Origin of the sequence: Streptomyces sp. NPDC060000, assembly GCF_042737375.1 — a bacterium.
In the GTDB taxonomy this organism is placed as follows: Bacteria; Actinomycetota; Actinomycetes; order Streptomycetales; family Streptomycetaceae; genus Streptomyces.
This window is the reverse complement of record NZ_JBHWUU010000022.1, coordinates 63,227-77,705: the sequence shown is the minus strand read 5'-3', so window position 1 is coordinate 77,705 and position 14,479 is coordinate 63,227. Positions and strand designations below refer to the sequence as shown.

Here is a 14,479-nt window from a genome sequence, read left to right as displayed (position 1 = left end):
CGCCGCGCGACCCGCCCCGCCGTCCGGCGTACGGGGCGGTGCGCCGTCGCCCGCCGGGCTGGCCGGTCCCCCGTCGCCCGGCGTGCGGACCTTGCGCCCCCCGGCGCGACTCGCCGTGCGAGCCGACGTCCGATCCGCCTCGCCATCCGCCTCGCCATCCGCCTCGCGATCCGCCTGGCCGCGCGCCTCGGCGACCGGCGTGCGGTCCGGGTCGGCTTCGCCGTTCGTCCTGTTCACGTTGCCATTCTCTCCCGCGCTTGCACTTTGGCAACAGCGTTGCCAAAGTGGATCGCATGACTGGACGTACAACTGGCGAGACCGACTCCGGCTCCGGCTCCAAGACCGACACCAGCACCGGCACCGGCACGGACACCCGCACCCGCACCCGCCCGGCTGGCACCCCGCTCCGCGTGGGTCTGATCGGCTACGGCCTCGCGGGCTCCGTGTTCCACGCCCCGCTGATCGCCGCGACCGAGGGCCTCGTCCTCGACACGGTGGTCACCTCGAACCCCGGGCGGCAGGAGCAGGCCCGCGCCGAGTTCCCGGACGTACGCGTCGCCGCCACCCCGGACGAGCTCCTCGCCCGGGCCGACGAGCTGGACCTGGTCGTCATCGCGTCCCCGAACAAGACGCACGTCCCGCTCGCGACCGCCGCCCTGAAGGCCGGCCTGCCGGTCGTCGTCGACAAGCCGGTCGCCGGCACCGCGGCCGAGGCACGGGAGCTGGCCGCCCTCGCCGAGGAGCGCGGCCTGCTGCTCTCCGTCTTCCAGAACCGCCGCTGGGACAACGACTTCCTGACCCTGCGCAAGCTGCTGGACGGGGGCGAGCTGGGCGACGTCCGGCGCTTCGAGTCCCGGTTCGAGCGCTGGCGGCCGCTGCCGAAGGGAGGCTGGCGGGAGTCCGGCGACCCCGCAGAGATCGGAGGTCTCCTCTACGACCTCGGCAGTCACCTCGTCGATCAGGCACTGGTCCTGTTCGGTCCGGTGGTCTCGGTCTACGCCGAGGCGGACGTCCGCCGGCCCGGCGCGGAGACCGACGACGACACCTTCATCGCGCTGACGCACGCGAACGGCGTCCGTTCCCACCTCTACGCCTCCGCGACGACGGCCCAGCTCGGCCCGCGCTTCCGGGTGCTGGGCTCGGAGGCGGGCTATGTGAAGTACGGCCTGGACCCGCAGGAGGCGGCGCTGCGGGAGGGCGAGCGGCCCGACGGCTCCCCCGGCTGGGGCACCGAGCCCGAGGAGCTGTGGGGCCGCGTCGGCGCCGGGGAGTCCCCGCTGACCGGCGGCGGACGACCCGAACAGACCCTCCCCGGCGACTACCCGGCCTACTACGCTGCGGTGGCCAGGGCACTGATCGACGGCGGCCCCGATCCGGTGACCGCCGCCGAGGCGGCCGCCGCCCTGGACGTACTGGAGGCGGCCCGCCGTTCGGCACGAGACAAGGTGGCGGTGACGCTGTGATGGGAACCCACCAGATGACCCCGAAGTTCACCCCGGAGATCACCCCGACCCTGGAGGAACTCCAGGCCCAGGAACGACGGCTGGTCTTCCGCCAGTTCACGAACGACGACGCGTGGGAGCTCGGCTCACTGCTGGTGGAGCTGGCCCGCGAGCGCCAGGCGCCGGTCGCCGTCGACATCCACCGCGCCGGCCAGCAGCTGTTCCACGCGGCGCTGCCCGGTTCGACGCCCGACAACGACGCCTGGATCGCCCGCAAGCGCCGGGTGGTGGAGCGCTTCGGCGCGTCCTCCTACCTGGTGGGCTCCCGCTTCCGGGCCAAGGGCACGACGTTCGAGGACTCCTCCCGCCTGGACCCGGACGAGTACGCGGCCCACGGCGGCTCCTTCCCCGTCAACGTGGAGGGCGTGGGCATCATCGGCGCGGTGACGGTCTCGGGCCTCCCTCAACTGGAGGACCACCGCTTCGTGGTGGAGGTACTGGAACAGTTCCTGGAGAAGTACCTGCGCTGACACCCGCCCGAAGGGGCGCGGGTGAAACGCGCCCAAGGGGCGCGGGGAACTGCGCGATCAGCCACAGCCGGCCCGCAGCCGACAACCGACCCCGGTTCCCCGCCCCCAGCGGAGCGCTTACGCGTCCTTGAACTCCTGGCGCTGGCGTCCGAGCCCCGCGATCTCCAGCTCCACCACGTCCCCGGCCCGCAGGTACGGCTTGGGCTCCGGCTCGCCCATGGCGACGCCCGCGGGCGTCCCGGTGTTGATGACGTCCCCCGGGTACAGGGTCATGAACTGGCTGACGTACCGGACGACCTCGCCCACCGGGAAGATCTGCTCCGCCGTGGTCCCGTTCTGCTTCAGCTCCCCGTTGACCCAGAGTTTCAGGGAGAGGTCCTGCGGGTCGGCGACCTCGTCGGACGTCACCAGCCACGGGCCCAGCGGATTGAACGTCTCGCAGTTCTTCCCCTTGTCCCAGGTCCCGCCCCGCTCGATCTGGAACTCCCGCTCGGACACGTCGTGCGCGACGGCGTACCCCGCGACATGCGCGAGCCCTTCCTCCGCCGACTCCAGGTAGCGGGCCGTACGCCCGATGACGACCGCCAGCTCCACCTCCCAGTCGGTCTTGAGGGACCGGCGCGGCACGAGGACGGTGTCGTAGGGCCCCACGACCGTGTCCGCCGCCTTGAAGAAGACGACGGGCTCCGAGGGCGGCTCGGCCCCGGTCTCCCGGGCGTGGTCGTGGTAGTTCAGCCCGATGCACACGATCTTGCCGATCCGGGCCAGCGGCGGCCCGGTCCGCAGCCCGGTCGCGTCCAGCACCGGCAGCTCCCCGGACTCCGCGGCGGCGCGGACCCGGCCGAGTGCCACGTCGTCGGCGAGCAGAGCCCCGTCGATGTCCGGGACGACCCCGGAGAGGTCCCGGAGGACCCCCTGGGGGTCGAGCAGCGCGGGCCGCTCCGTTCCCGCCGTACCGACTCGCAGCAGCTTCATGGTCACTATCTCCCTCGATCGCGGGCGCCGCACCCGTCCGATGGGTGCAGCCATCGGAGGACTGGTCGATCCTCCAAGCTCACGATCGGGTCCGCAAGCCCCCGTTCACGGACTGGACCGTCACCTGTACAGGACGGCCCGTTCGAGCGCGCTCCACGTCGTGCTCGTGATCACGTACAGCGCGACGGCCAGCGGTACGACGGCCACGGTGACCAGCGTGAAGAAGGACAGGAACGGCATGACCTTGGTGAGCGCGCCGAGCCCGGGCACCTCCTCACCGGTGCCGGTGCCGGTGCCGATGCCGATGCCGGCCTGGGGCAGCGGCACCCGCTTCGCCCGTACGAAGTTGAAGGAGGCGACGGCCGCGACGACGGCGAACAGCCCCAGGTAGACCAGCCCGGCCGCGCCGAACATCCCGCCCCCGGCCAGCGCGTCCGTCCAGCGGTCACCGAGTGGCGCGGCGAACAGCCGGTGGCTGAGCAGCCCGTTGCCCCCGCCGCCGATCGAGGAGCTGGAGAACAGGTGGTAGAGGAGGAAGAAGGCGGGCAACTGGCAGAGGCTGGGCAGCAGTCCCGACAGCGGCGACACCTTCTCCTCGGTGTGCAGTTCCAGCACCGCCCGCTGGAGCCGCTCGGGGTTCTTGGCGTGCTTCCTGCGCAGCTCGGCGATCCTCGGCTGCAACGCCGTACGGGCCTTCTGTCCTCGGGCGGCCGCCCTGGACAAGGGGTGGACGAGGAGTCGTACGAGTGCGGTGAACAGGACGATGGCGGCGGCCGCGGCGGTGGCGCCGAACAGGGGATGGAGCAGGTCGGCGAGCTGCTCGACCAGGCTGGCGAAAACGGACATGGGTGGTGAGCCCTCCGGGGGTCTCGTCGTGCCGAGGAGAACGGGACTGACGGCATGACGACCCGCGCGGGGCACCCACGTGTTGCTTGGCTGAGCGGCCCTACGCGACGGTCGTCGGGAAGGCGTGGCCGGGCGCCCTGGGGCGGGGGCGGCCGGAGGCGTCGGGGTCGCGTTGCGGCAGGAAGGCCGTACGGCGGGCCCGGTCCCTGATGGCCGTGCGCACCCGGGTGGGCGGGACGGCGGGGGCGCTGCGCGCGGCGACGAGAGTGCAGACGGCGAGCGCGGAGCCGGCCGCGGCGGTCGCGGCGACCGCGACGGCGGCCGGGAGGCTGCTCGCGTCGAGGAGCACGACGTCCACGAAGAGGAGGAACAGCACGAGGGCGGGGCGCGGCACGAACCGGCTGCGGATCACGCTCTCCCCCTCCCTCTTCTCGCGTCTGCCTTCTCGCGTCTGCCTTCTCGCGTCTGCTTCACCCGCTTGTCTGGTGTCGGTTATACCTGACCGGCCCCGAACGGTTCCAGCGGCCTCTTCGCCTTCGTGGAGCCCCGCCGGCACCGAGGGGTCGTAGGGTCGTGGACGGGTCTTCCGAGGGTGGCCGACCGAGCGGCGTGTCGGGGGACGACCTACCGCCGGGGCAGCGTCGCGACCAGCAGCCCCCACACGACCATGCGGTACCGGGAGGTGTACTCGGGCGTGCAGGTGGTGAGGGTGAGGTAGCGGCCGGGGGCGTCGTACCCGTAGGCGGGCTTGGTGAGGGACCGGGGTACGGGCCGGATGACGCCCGAGTCGCGGGGCGAGGTCTGCGGAAGGATCTTGTCGACGACATACGTGTAGGTCGCGTTCCGGGTCTCCACCTCCACCTTGTCGCCCTTCTCGAGGTGGTTGAGGTACCGGAAGGGCTCGCCGTGGGTGTTGCGGTGCCCGGCCACCGCGAAGTTGCCCTCCTGCCCCGGCTGTTGGGTACCGGCGTAGTGGCCGACGTACCCCTTGTTGAGCACCTTCTGCTTACTGGTGCCCTCGGCGACGGGGACGCGCAGGCCGAGCCGCGGGACGCGGAGCACGGCGTAGGCCTGGGAGGAGCGGGGCACTTCGGACGACGACCTCGTCCCGCTTCCGGTGCCCGGCTGCCCGGAGGCCCGATCGGAGCCGGTGCCATCGCCGGAACCCGCACCGGAGCCGGAGTCGCTTCCGTCCGCGGGGTCACCGGTGGCGTCCCCCGCGGTACCGCCGCCACCGGCGCTCCCCCACTCCCGCTCCAACGACTCCACCCGTCGCTCGGCACCGTCCCTGGCCTCCCGGTTGGTCCACCACAGCTGATGCACGACGAGGAGCAGCACCAACACCCCGGCGGTGACGAGGACTTCGGCACCGCTCCAGAGCACCCGCCGGTACCGGGCGCGCCGCCGCCGGGTGCTGTGCTGTACGAGGGGAACGCGCCGCACGAGGGAAACGCGCCGTACGAGGGGAATCCGCACGCGGGCACGATAGGCGGAGGGGGGCGAGGTCTCCAGACCGTTCGCCCCCTCGAACCCTCCCCTCCCCTTCCTCCACAGGTTTGAGAAAGGGCTGTCACAACTCTCGACAACACCACGGGCCGCACCCGATGCTTCGTGACGCACTGAGGCACCGCACGTACCGCACGCACCACACGCACGCACCGCACGCACGCACCAGTGCACTGACGCACCCGACGACGCCGGTTGGGACGACCGGCGGTCGTTCGCTGTCTCGCTGTCTCGCTGTCATGGAAGCGGAGAAGTCATGATCCGACGCAGGACACTGCTGGCGGCCACGGGCGGCGCGCTCTTCACAAGCGCCCTCTCGACGGGCACCGCCCACGCCGACGCGACGATTTCCGTCAACCCGTCTACGACGTACGGCACTTGGTAAGGCTGGGGCACCTCCCTCGCCTGGTGGGCGAACGTCTTCGGCGCCCGGGACGACTTCGCCGACATCTTCTTCACGACCAAGTCGGTGTCCTACAACGGCAAGACCCTCCCCGGCCTCGGCCTCAACATCGCCCGCTACAACCTGGGCGCGTGCAGCTGGAACACGGTCGGCGGCGCCGGCATGGTGGCCTCCGCCAACATCCCCGCGTTCAAGCAGATCGAGGGCTACTGGCAGGACTGGAACAACGAGGACCCCACCTCCTCGGCCTGGGACTGGACGGCGGACGCGGCCCAGCGCGCGATGCTCCAGAAGGCGACGTCTCGCGGCGCCACGACGGAGTTGTTCGCCAACTCCCCCATGTGGTGGATGTGTTCGAACCACAACCCCTCCGGTGCCTCGGGCGGCGGCAACAACCTCCAGACCTGGAACTACCGCCAGCACGCCTCCCACCTGGCGGCGGTCGCGCTGTACGCGAAGTCGAACTGGGGCGTGAACTTCGCGACGGTCGACCCCTTCAACGAGCCGTCGTCGGCCTGGTGGACGGCGACCGGCACGCAGGAGGGCTGCCACATGGACGCGACCGTCCAGTCGGCCGTACTCCCCTACATGCGCAGCGAGTTGGACAAGCGCGGCCTGACGGCGACGAAGATCTCGGCGTCGGACGAGACGAGCTACGACCTCGCCCGCACCACGTGGAACTCCTTCTCGTCGACGACGAAGGGGTACGTGAACCGGGTCAACGTCCACGGCTACCAGGGCTCGGGCGGCCGACGCGACCTGCTCTACACGGACGTGGTGACGACGGCCGGCAAGGCGCTGTGGAACTCGGAGACGGGCGACAACGACGGCACCGGCCTGACCATGGCGAGCAACCTGCTCTACGACTTCCGCTGGCTGCACCCGACGGCGTGGGTCTACTGGCAGGTCATGGACCCGTCGACGAACTGGGCGATGATCGCGTACGACGCGAGCACGCTGGCGGCGGGCGCGGTCACCACGAAGTACTACGTGATGGCCCAGTTCAGCCGCCACATCCGCCCCGGCATGACGATCCTCGACACGGGGGTGAGCTATGCGGCGGCGGCGATCGACAAGACGGCGAAGCGCCTGGTGATCGTGGCCGCGAACACCTCCTCCTCGGCCCAGACCCTGACCTTCGACCTCTCCCGCTTCACGACGGTGACGGGTGGCTCGTCGGGCCTGGTCCCCCGCTGGAACACGGTGACGAGCGGCTCCGGCGACCTCTACACGGCCCGCTCGGACACCTACCTGAGCGGCAAGACGATCAGCGTGCCGTTCGCGGCGGGCGCGGTACAGACGCTTCAGGTGGACGGGGTGACGATCTAGGAGCGGAGGCCGTCGCGGAGGGCGGGCGCCGGTTGGGTCCGGCGTCGGCCCCGATCTGATCTGATCCAATCTGATCTGCAATCCGCCCCTCTGGCCTGCAGATATCTCTCTTTCGTCAGCGGGCGGCGCTACGGTGTCAACCATGCGCCCCGACACGCCTGCCGAGAACGTCGACCACACCGCCGAAGCGGCACGCCTGGAGCGGACCGCCGGCCTGTATCCCGAGGACGCGGAAGCCCTGCTGCTGCAGGCCGCGGCCCACCTGGAACTGGCCGGCGACCGCCCCGCCGCGACGACCCTCTACGACCGCCTACTGTCGGCCCCGGGCGGGCTGGACACCCCCCACCTGGTCCGCGCCCTGAAGGCCTCCAACCTGTGGGAGTACGGCCACGAGGCCGAGGCCCGAGCCATCATCGACGGCATCCGGGCCGCGGCCCCCCGCGATCCGGCCCCCTGGGTGATCGTCGCGGAGTCGCTGGAGTCCCACGACGAGCTGGAGGCGGCGCAGAAGACCTTCACGGAGGGGGTGACCCTGCTCCTGGCTGACACGACGGAGGTCCCGCACGCCTCCCACCCCCTCCTCTTCGGCCGCCACCGCGTACGCCGCATGCTGGGCGCGGTCCACGACGACTGGGACGTCCTCGCCGACACCCTCCACTCGTCCCCCGTCTCCCTGGACGAGCTCCACGACCCGAAGCGCGTCTGGTCCCTCGGCTCGGACAACCCGGCAGAGCTCCAGGCGGAGATCTCCCGACTTCGCGCCGAGCTCGGCACCTACCGCGAGGAACTGTCCCGCCCGTTCCCGGTCGCGGTCCTGCACTGGCCGAAGGCCGAACTGGCGGAACTGGTGGCCGCGTACCCGTCGCTGACGGAGGAGTACCCGTCCCACGAGGAGCACTTGGCCGGCATAGAGGCATCCCTGCGCGAACTGTCCGCCTCGGGCACGCCCAACCTCGGCATCGTGACCGGCACGGTGCCTTCCTACGAGGCCTTCGCAGCCTCAGAGGGCACGTCCCCGGCAGACACGGACCTGCTACCGCAGTACGCGACGACGTTGGCGGCGCGGGGGCGGGCCGTGAGGTGGCCGCCGGAGCGGGGGGCGGGGTGCTGGTGCGGGTCGGGTAGGCAGTACGAAGGGTGCCACGGGTCGAGGGCATAACAGGGGAGCGGGCCCCGTCCACAGGAATCTCCTCTTCGGCGACGAAGAAGTAACCGCCGGAGAGGAGGAAGGTGACAAGGGGAGCGATGTCGGTCCAAAGTGCCGGCGCGGCCGACCGGGTAGCGTCCGCGTCCGAGTACTCAACCCTCTTGTGTCAGTAGCCCCTGTTAGAACTGTTCATGGGGCAAGAAGCGATCGAGGGGACCAGCGTGGCTCAGCCTGGAGATCTGTCACAACCTGTCGCAGGTGTGTACGAGGAGCTCATCACCGAAGGCATGCAGGCACAGATCGAGCAGCTGAACGCCGCCGGTTGGAAGCCGATCCACACGGAGGTCAGCGCCGAGTCCTCGCCGCACGTTCTGGCGCGCTACATCGGTGAGGCCGTGGGGCGGCGGCTGAGTCAGCTGCCCCATGACAAGCAAGTGGCCGCGGCCAACCAGATCATGCAGTCCCTGGTCAGTAGCGTGCCGGATCCGGACGTGGACGCGGCCGGAACCGCCATCGTCGATGGTCCCCGCCAGCTCCTCGCCCTGGCCGAGCAGGAAGCTCCGGGCGTCTACGCCATCAGGCCCCTAACTCCCCTGTCCGAGACGGCGCTGATCACCAATGCACCGGACGATCCGAGCTTGGGTGCGGAGTTGCGGGCAGAGCTCGCCACCGCCGACCGCATCGATCTGCTCTGCGCGTTCGTCAAGTGGTACGGGATAAGGGTTCTTGAGGACTCGCTCCGTGCGGCCAAGGAACGTGGCGTCCCCATCCGGGTCATCACGACCACCTACATCGGCGCCACCGATCGGCGCGCCTTGGACAGGTTGGTGCGTGAGTTCGGCGCGGAGGTCAAGGTCAACTACGAGATCAGATCGACGCGTCTGCATGCCAAGGCCTGGCTGTTCCGCCGTAACACGGGCTTCGACACGGCGTATGTGGGCAGCTCCAACCTGTCGAAGGCTGCCTTGCTCGATGGCTTGGAGTGGAACGTACGACTGTCCTCGGTCGCCACTCCCAGGGTGCTCGACAAGTTCGAGGCGACCTTTGACGCGTACTGGGCCGACACGGCCTTCGAGGCGTACGACCCCGATCGCGATGGTGAGCGACTCGCTGAGGCGCTCGCCCGGGCGGGCGGTACCGGGCCTGCCGGAGAAATCAAGATCAGCCTCTCTGGTCTTGAGGTGCATCCCCTCCCGCACCAGAAGGACATGCTGGAACGCCTCCGCGTTGAGCGCGACATTCGTGGCCGCAATCGGAATCTCCTCGTGGCGGCGACGGGGACAGGCAAGACCGTCATGGCAGCACTGGACTACCGAAACATGCGCGACGCACGCGGGGGGCGCCTCCCCCGCCTCCTCTTCGTCGCCCACCGCAAGGAGATTCTGGATCAGTCCCTCCGGACCTACCGAGAGGTGCTCGACAACGCCTCCTTCGGCGAGCTTCTCCACAGTGGCAAGGAACCACGCGACTGGACACACGTCTTCGCCAGCGTCCAGTCGCTCAACCTCCAGCGTCTGGAGCAACTCGACCCCGAGCACTTCGACGTCATCGTCATCGACGAGTTCCACCACGCCACCGCTGAGACGTACAGACGGGTCATCGAGCACTTCAAGCCGGTTGAGCTCCTGGGCCTCACGGCAACCCCGGAGCGGATGGACGGGCGCAATGTGCAGGACGAGTTTTTCAACGGACGGATCGCCGCCGAGCTACGGCTCTGGGAGGCCCTGGAAAACGATCTCCTCTGTCCCTTCCACTACTTCGGGCTGCCCGACGGCACGGATCTAACCCGCCTCGACTGGCGTTCCGGCGTCTATGACCGGAATCAGCTCGGCCGCCTCTACACGGCTGACGAGGCTCGGGCGCGCATCGTCATCAAACAGGTCGAGGACAAGATCTCGTCCCCCGCCGCCATGCGTGCGCTGGGATTCTGCGTAACCAAGGACCACGCGCACTTCATGGCGGAGTGCTTCCGCCGAGCGGGATTCCAAGCAGCGGCACTCGACAGTGACTCCAGGCCCGAGGTGCGCCAACAGACGCTTGACGATCTCAAAGCAGGTCGGATCCAGGTGATCTTCTCCGTTGACCTGTTCAACGAGGGTCTGGACATCCCCGACGTCGACACGCTTCTGCTTCTGCGCCCCACCAACAGCGCGACCGTCTTCCTCCAGCAGCTCGGGCGTGGTCTGCGCCGTACTCCGAACAAGCCTGTCCTGACCGTGCTCGACTTCATCGGTCAGCATCGAGCCGAGTTTCGCTTCGAAGAGCAGTTCCGAGCTCTGACCAACCTCTCACGCAACCGCCTCGTCGACAGCATCAAGCAGGACTTCCCGCAGTTGCCGTCTGGCTGCCAGATCATCCTGGAGGGCAAGTCGAAGGACCTGGTCCTCGACAACATCCGCACCCAGCTCAAGGCCACCATCACCACGTTGGCCAAGGAGGCGAGGGACTACAGCACCCCGAGGTTGGCCGACTACCTTCGCGAGAGCCGACGCGATATCCAGGAGCTCTACAAGAGCGACAACTCCTGGACCAAGGTGCTGCGTAAGGCCGGCTTCATCCGCGAGAAGGCGCCGTCGGGCGAGGCCGAGCTTCTCAAGCGTGTCCACGCCTTCCTGCACGTCGACGACCCGGACCGAATCCACGCGTATCTACGGCTGCTCGCAAATGACGCCCCCGACTACGACTCTCTGTCAGTGAAGGAGCAGGCGTACGCCCGCATGCTCTTCTTCAACCTGTGGGACAACGCTGGTGGTTTCTCCAGCTACCGCCAGGGGCTTGAATCGCTGCACGCCCAGCCGGTGTTGCGTGACGAACTGGAGCAGGTCCTCTCGTACGCCCTTGAAGAGGCTGACCACTTCCCCCTCCCGTTGGAAGGTCCGCTGGCCCCCATCCCGTTGAAGATCCACAGCTCCTACAACCGATCCGAGATCCTCTCGGCACTGGGAGTTGCCCAACTGGGTGGCCAGATGCCGCGAGACTTCGGACAAGGAGTGCGTTGGGTGGAGGAGTTCAAGACCGACGCTCTACTGATCACCTTGGAGAAGAGTGAGCGCGACTTCTCGCCCACAGTCCGCTACAAGGACTACGCACTCAGCCCGGCCCGCTTCCACTGGGAGTCGCAAAGCACCACTCCGGAAAACTCCGCGACTGGTCTGCGGTACCAGCAACACGCCCAGCAGGGGAGCCACGTCCTGCTCTTCCTGCGGCGCTACAAGCGCAACAGCATCGGTAAGGCCGAGCCATGGATGCTCCTTGGGCCGGCCACCTACGCGGGGCACACCGGCAGCAAACCCATGGCGATCACGTGGGATCTGCACTCAGAGCTTCCTGCCGATGTGAGCTCGTACGCCTCCATCACAAGCTGACCCAGACTTCTGACTATGCAGAGGTGCGGGCTTCTGCCTCAAAGTGCGTCTGGGCTCGGTCCAGGAGCTCGTCCGCGTCACGGCCGCGCCCGTGAAGCCAGAGGAGGAGGTCGGTGATGATGGCAATCGCCGCTTCCTCCGCGCGGGCCAAGCTCAGCCGGTGCGAGCCTGCATTCGCCGCGCTCGACGGCACCTCCGCCCTGTAGAGCTCCAACAGCCCTTCGGCTCTGCTCAAGCGCGGGCTGTCATGCATCGAGACGGGCAAGTCCGCCACCGGCGCCAACTCGCACCACGTCACCTTCCGATCCCCGTGAAGTTCGACGCCCCAGCGCACGGCAGTGGCGTCGACGAGGGCCATTCCGCGACCGCCCTCGGAGTCAACTCCCGACTGGAGCAGGGTGGGGAGGGCGCGAGTGTCCGGGTCCTGGATCTCGATTCGCAGGTGAGCGCCATTCATCGAGACCGCGAGGGTGGTCGGCGTCCCCGTGCCCACGTGCGTGATGACGTTGGAAACCAACTCGGTCACGCAGAGTTGAGCATCCCCGACCACTTCGGGCAGCCCCCACAGGTTCAAGTGAAGCCGCATCAACCGGCGGAGGACGGCCACCTCCTTGGGCTCCGCCACGAAGGCGAGGCTCCACGGCTTCCTGTGCGTGCGCAGGTCGTTGTGCATCACGGCAAGTCCTTCCCACACGACTCCAGTCGCTCCTTGCAACTGATTACACACCGAGAGTTGCATTGAAACTCTCAAAATGGAACTCTCATTACGAGGAAAGAGGAGCGCGAGACTGGTAAGCACGCCCCCAGCGCACGCTGTCTTGTCCTCGCGCACTGAAGACACGCACCATCTAACGGATCAGCACGAAGGGCCTTGAACATGGCAGTTGGACCCACTACCCGCAGGCGCCAGCTCGGCGCGGATCTGCGCCGCCTCCGTGAGGCCAAAGGCCTAACCCTGGAGGAGGCAGGCTCATACGTGGGCATCTCCAAGGCGACTCTGAGCCGCTACGAGACCAAGGAGGGCACCGTCAAGTGGCCAGCGGTCGACGCCCTGTGCCGCGAATACGACGCATCTGACGAAGAGCGGCTCGCCCTAGTCGAACTCGCCAAGGGATCCAAGATCCAGGGTTGGTGGCGCTCACTCGCCGACCCCATCCCCGAGTCGATGAATCTCATGCTGACACTCGAAGACGAGGTCGTCCGCGAGGACCACTACGCCTGCATGTACATCCCTGGGCTCCTCCAGACACGCGCCTACGCCGAGGCCGTACACCGGGCCTCAGAGGTGCAGTGCTCAGAGCGGGAGGTCCAGCACATGGTCGACATTCGCATGAAGCGGCAGGAACTCCTGGATCGAGAGGAGCCGCCCCACCTCTGGTGCGTGATCGATGAGGCAGCGCTACGACGCCGGGTGGGCGGCAACGGCGTCATGCAGGAGCAACTCAGCCATCTGCTCACGGTGTCTCAACGCCCCCATGTGACGGTCCAGGTACTGCCCTTCGCCAAAGGGGCACACGCAGCCGCGGTCGGGAGCTTCGCCGTCCTGCGAGGCCCGATCCGGGAGTTGGATGTGGCCTACGTGGACTTGATCGGCGGTGGGCTCTTTATGGAGAAGCCACAAGAACTGGAGCGCTATAGGTTGGCGTTCGAGTACCTCTGCGCACAGGCACTCGACCTGGAGTCTTCAGCAGAGATCGTCGACCGCATAAGCAAGGAGTCCTGATGACCTCGCTCTCCCCGTACGAATGGTTCAAGTCCTCCTACAGCGGCGGCAGTGGGACTGAGTGCGTGGAGTGTGCGCTAGGCGGGAGTAGCACTCTTGTACGTGACTCCAAGCAGGAGAGCGGACCTGTCGTAGCTGTCCAGCATCAGACTTGGGACTTCTTTGTGGACGCGCTTCGGCGGGGAGAACTGGACGAGTGACGAGGCCGTCCGGGGAGGACGCATGCCGCTCCGGCTCTCGCCACGTCCTCCCCATCAGACCCGCAAGCCTTACGCCAGACTTGAGAGGCGCAGAGGTGGATGTTGGACAAGGTCCCGCACGTTCCACGTCCCCAAACGCCCCGCCCCTCCATCCCGTCGCCGAGGTTGCTCCGGAACAAGTCCGAGCAGGTGCCCTACTCAAAGGGCGGAATCTCCCTCACCCTTCTTCCTGGAACTCTTCAACAACTGAAGAAATTTCTTTGACGAGACTTTCGCCTGCAGTAAGCGACTCTTGCAGGATGGGTGACGCCTGATTGAAAACAACGCACGCGGCCACCAATGCCAACAAGGCCTTTTTCCAATGATTTAGGTTCTCTTCACGAACATTGACCAACGAGGCACCGGTCTGAGCCAGGGACCCGATGACAGTGCTCGCCTCCTCTGCCACCCTTGCTCCACCAAAAAGGCCAGCGTTATCGATCAGCCAGATCAGGTGACGGAGTTGAGAAATCAGCTGATCCCTCACAGGGCCATCAATTTCCCCTTCGCCCATGGACGTAAGCAGTTCGATCCACTCATTGCAGCGATCGACTATCTCACTTAAATCCGTACTGCGTGGTGCCGCATCGGACCCTACGAGGTTTCCGGATATCAGATCTGCCGTAGACTCCAGGTGATCCAGCTTATCGTCATCGATAAGCGATTGGAGCGACCGAGACTCATCCATCCAATTAATCGCCGGCTGCATAACCGCAACCCACCATGCGTTGATATGCCGCTCGCAACGGATACGCGCTCTCTCTGGAAGCGCACCCACCTGTCGAATTGTCATTTGCAGCAGAGTCACGACTTCGGAATGTCGCCGGGCAAACTCATGACTGCCCCACTCGGCGCCAAGGACTTCAGACCAAGCCGAGGCGGCATTACTCTCGGTAGATGAGCGGACACGTGCTATCAGCGCATACAAGTGGTGCGCGGCGGTGTTCTCGTTCGAAAAGTCCATGTCCCCTGCC

The 14,479-nt window shown here is 67.5% G+C and carries 12 protein-coding genes and 1 pseudogene; 7 read left to right on the top strand and 6 right to left on the bottom strand.

Annotated features, from left to right (window positions below):
- The first annotated feature begins 293 nt into the window (after window positions 1-293).
- Together ACFWBB_RS14440 and ACFWBB_RS14435 are read left to right on the top strand one after the other, a co-directional pair.
- Complete coding sequence (locus ACFWBB_RS14440) at window positions 294-1,463, top strand: Gfo/Idh/MocA family oxidoreductase (protein ID WP_385270789.1); 1,170 nt, start codon at window positions 294-296, stop codon at window positions 1,461-1,463.
- Window positions 1,463-1,972, top strand: a complete 510-nt coding sequence (locus ACFWBB_RS14435) for a heme-degrading domain-containing protein (protein WP_385270786.1) — start codon at window positions 1,463-1,465, stop codon at window positions 1,970-1,972. Before ACFWBB_RS14440 ends, ACFWBB_RS14435 begins: the two co-directional genes overlap by 1 nt.
- A gap of 117 nt (window positions 1,973-2,089) precedes the next feature.
- Here the strand turns inward: ACFWBB_RS14435 and ACFWBB_RS14430 are convergent, their stop codons facing one another.
- From ACFWBB_RS14430 to ACFWBB_RS14415, 4 genes are all read right to left on the bottom strand, one after another.
- Window positions 2,090-2,947, bottom strand: a complete 858-nt coding sequence (locus tag ACFWBB_RS14430; protein ID WP_385270783.1) for a fumarylacetoacetate hydrolase family protein — start codon at window positions 2,945-2,947, stop codon at window positions 2,090-2,092.
- A gap of 120 nt (window positions 2,948-3,067) precedes the next feature.
- On the bottom strand, window positions 3,068-3,793 hold the full coding sequence (locus ACFWBB_RS14425; protein ID WP_385270780.1) for a YidC/Oxa1 family membrane protein insertase: 726 nt from the start codon (window positions 3,791-3,793) through the stop codon (window positions 3,068-3,070).
- A gap of 100 nt (window positions 3,794-3,893) precedes the next feature.
- Window positions 3,894-4,205: a DUF6412 domain-containing protein gene (locus tag ACFWBB_RS14420; protein WP_385270777.1), complete on the bottom strand. Its 312-nt coding sequence runs from the start codon at window positions 4,203-4,205 to the stop codon at window positions 3,894-3,896.
- A 212-nt stretch (window positions 4,206-4,417) separates the two neighbouring features.
- A complete protein-coding gene (locus ACFWBB_RS14415) occupies window positions 4,418-5,269 on the bottom strand; it encodes a class E sortase (RefSeq protein WP_385270774.1) in 852 nt (283 codons plus the stop codon).
- 286 nt (window positions 5,270-5,555) lie between these two features.
- On the opposite strand from ACFWBB_RS14415, the pseudogene ACFWBB_RS14410 reads away from it, so the two are divergent.
- The 3 genes and pseudogenes from ACFWBB_RS14410 to ACFWBB_RS14400 all read left to right on the top strand — a co-directional run bounded on the left by ACFWBB_RS14410 (window position 5,556) and on the right by ACFWBB_RS14400 (window position 11,543).
- Window positions 5,556-7,031, top strand: a pseudogene (locus ACFWBB_RS14410) (glycoside hydrolase).
- A gap of 142 nt (window positions 7,032-7,173) precedes the next feature.
- On the top strand, window positions 7,174-8,190 hold the full coding sequence (locus ACFWBB_RS14405; RefSeq protein ID WP_385270771.1) for an SEC-C domain-containing protein: 1,017 nt from the start codon (window positions 7,174-7,176) through the stop codon (window positions 8,188-8,190).
- A gap of 179 nt (window positions 8,191-8,369) precedes the next feature.
- Window positions 8,370-11,543 carry a DUF3427 domain-containing protein gene (locus ACFWBB_RS14400; RefSeq protein ID WP_385270768.1) on the top strand — a complete coding sequence of 1,058 codons (3,174 nt, stop codon included), beginning with the start codon at window positions 8,370-8,372 and terminating at the stop codon, window positions 11,541-11,543.
- Between the two features lie 13 nt (window positions 11,544-11,556).
- On the opposite strand, the gene ACFWBB_RS14395 is transcribed toward ACFWBB_RS14400, so the two are convergent.
- Complete coding sequence (locus tag ACFWBB_RS14395; protein WP_385270862.1) at window positions 11,557-12,216, bottom strand: ATP-binding protein; 660 nt, start codon at window positions 12,214-12,216, stop codon at window positions 11,557-11,559.
- 204 nt (window positions 12,217-12,420) lie between these two features.
- Between ACFWBB_RS14395 and ACFWBB_RS14390 the strand changes: the two genes are divergently transcribed.
- The gene (locus tag ACFWBB_RS14390) at window positions 12,421-13,266 is read left to right on the top strand and encodes a helix-turn-helix domain-containing protein (protein WP_385270765.1); all 846 of its coding nucleotides are present in this window, start codon (window positions 12,421-12,423) and stop codon (window positions 13,264-13,266) included.
- Complete coding sequence (locus tag ACFWBB_RS14385; RefSeq protein WP_385270762.1) at window positions 13,266-13,466, top strand: DUF397 domain-containing protein; 201 nt, start codon at window positions 13,266-13,268, stop codon at window positions 13,464-13,466. Before ACFWBB_RS14390 ends, ACFWBB_RS14385 begins: the two co-directional genes overlap by 1 nt.
- Window positions 13,467-13,683: 217 nt before the next feature.
- Here the strand turns inward: ACFWBB_RS14385 and ACFWBB_RS14380 are convergent, their stop codons facing one another.
- Entirely contained in the window at window positions 13,684-14,469 is a 786-nt protein-coding gene (locus ACFWBB_RS14380; RefSeq protein ID WP_385270759.1) for a hypothetical protein, read from the bottom strand.
- Window positions 14,470-14,479 lie beyond the last annotated feature (10 nt).

Bases quoted from the DNA above. Each gene is read 5' to 3' on its own strand.
- ACFWBB_RS14440 (WP_385270789.1), top strand. From the start codon at position 294: ATGACTGGACGTACAACTGGCGAGACCGACTCCGGCTCCGGCTCCAAG.
- ACFWBB_RS14435 (WP_385270786.1), top strand. From the start codon at position 1,463: ATGGGAACCCACCAGATGACCCCGAAGTTCACCCCGGAGATCACCCCG.
- ACFWBB_RS14430 (WP_385270783.1), bottom strand. From the start codon at position 2,947: ATGAAGCTGCTGCGAGTCGGTACGGCGGGAACGGAGCGGCCCGCGCTG.
- ACFWBB_RS14425 (WP_385270780.1), bottom strand. From the start codon at position 3,793: ATGTCCGTTTTCGCCAGCCTGGTCGAGCAGCTCGCCGACCTGCTCCAT.
- ACFWBB_RS14405 (WP_385270771.1), top strand. From the start codon at position 7,174: ATGCGCCCCGACACGCCTGCCGAGAACGTCGACCACACCGCCGAAGCG.
- ACFWBB_RS14400 (WP_385270768.1), top strand. From the start codon at position 8,370: ATGGGGCAAGAAGCGATCGAGGGGACCAGCGTGGCTCAGCCTGGAGAT.
- ACFWBB_RS14395 (WP_385270862.1), bottom strand. From the start codon at position 12,216: ATGCACAACGACCTGCGCACGCACAGGAAGCCGTGGAGCCTCGCCTTC.
- ACFWBB_RS14390 (WP_385270765.1), top strand. From the start codon at position 12,421: ATGGCAGTTGGACCCACTACCCGCAGGCGCCAGCTCGGCGCGGATCTG.
- ACFWBB_RS14385 (WP_385270762.1), top strand. From the start codon at position 13,266: ATGACCTCGCTCTCCCCGTACGAATGGTTCAAGTCCTCCTACAGCGGC.
- ACFWBB_RS14380 (WP_385270759.1), bottom strand. From the start codon at position 14,469: ATGGACTTTTCGAACGAGAACACCGCCGCGCACCACTTGTATGCGCTG.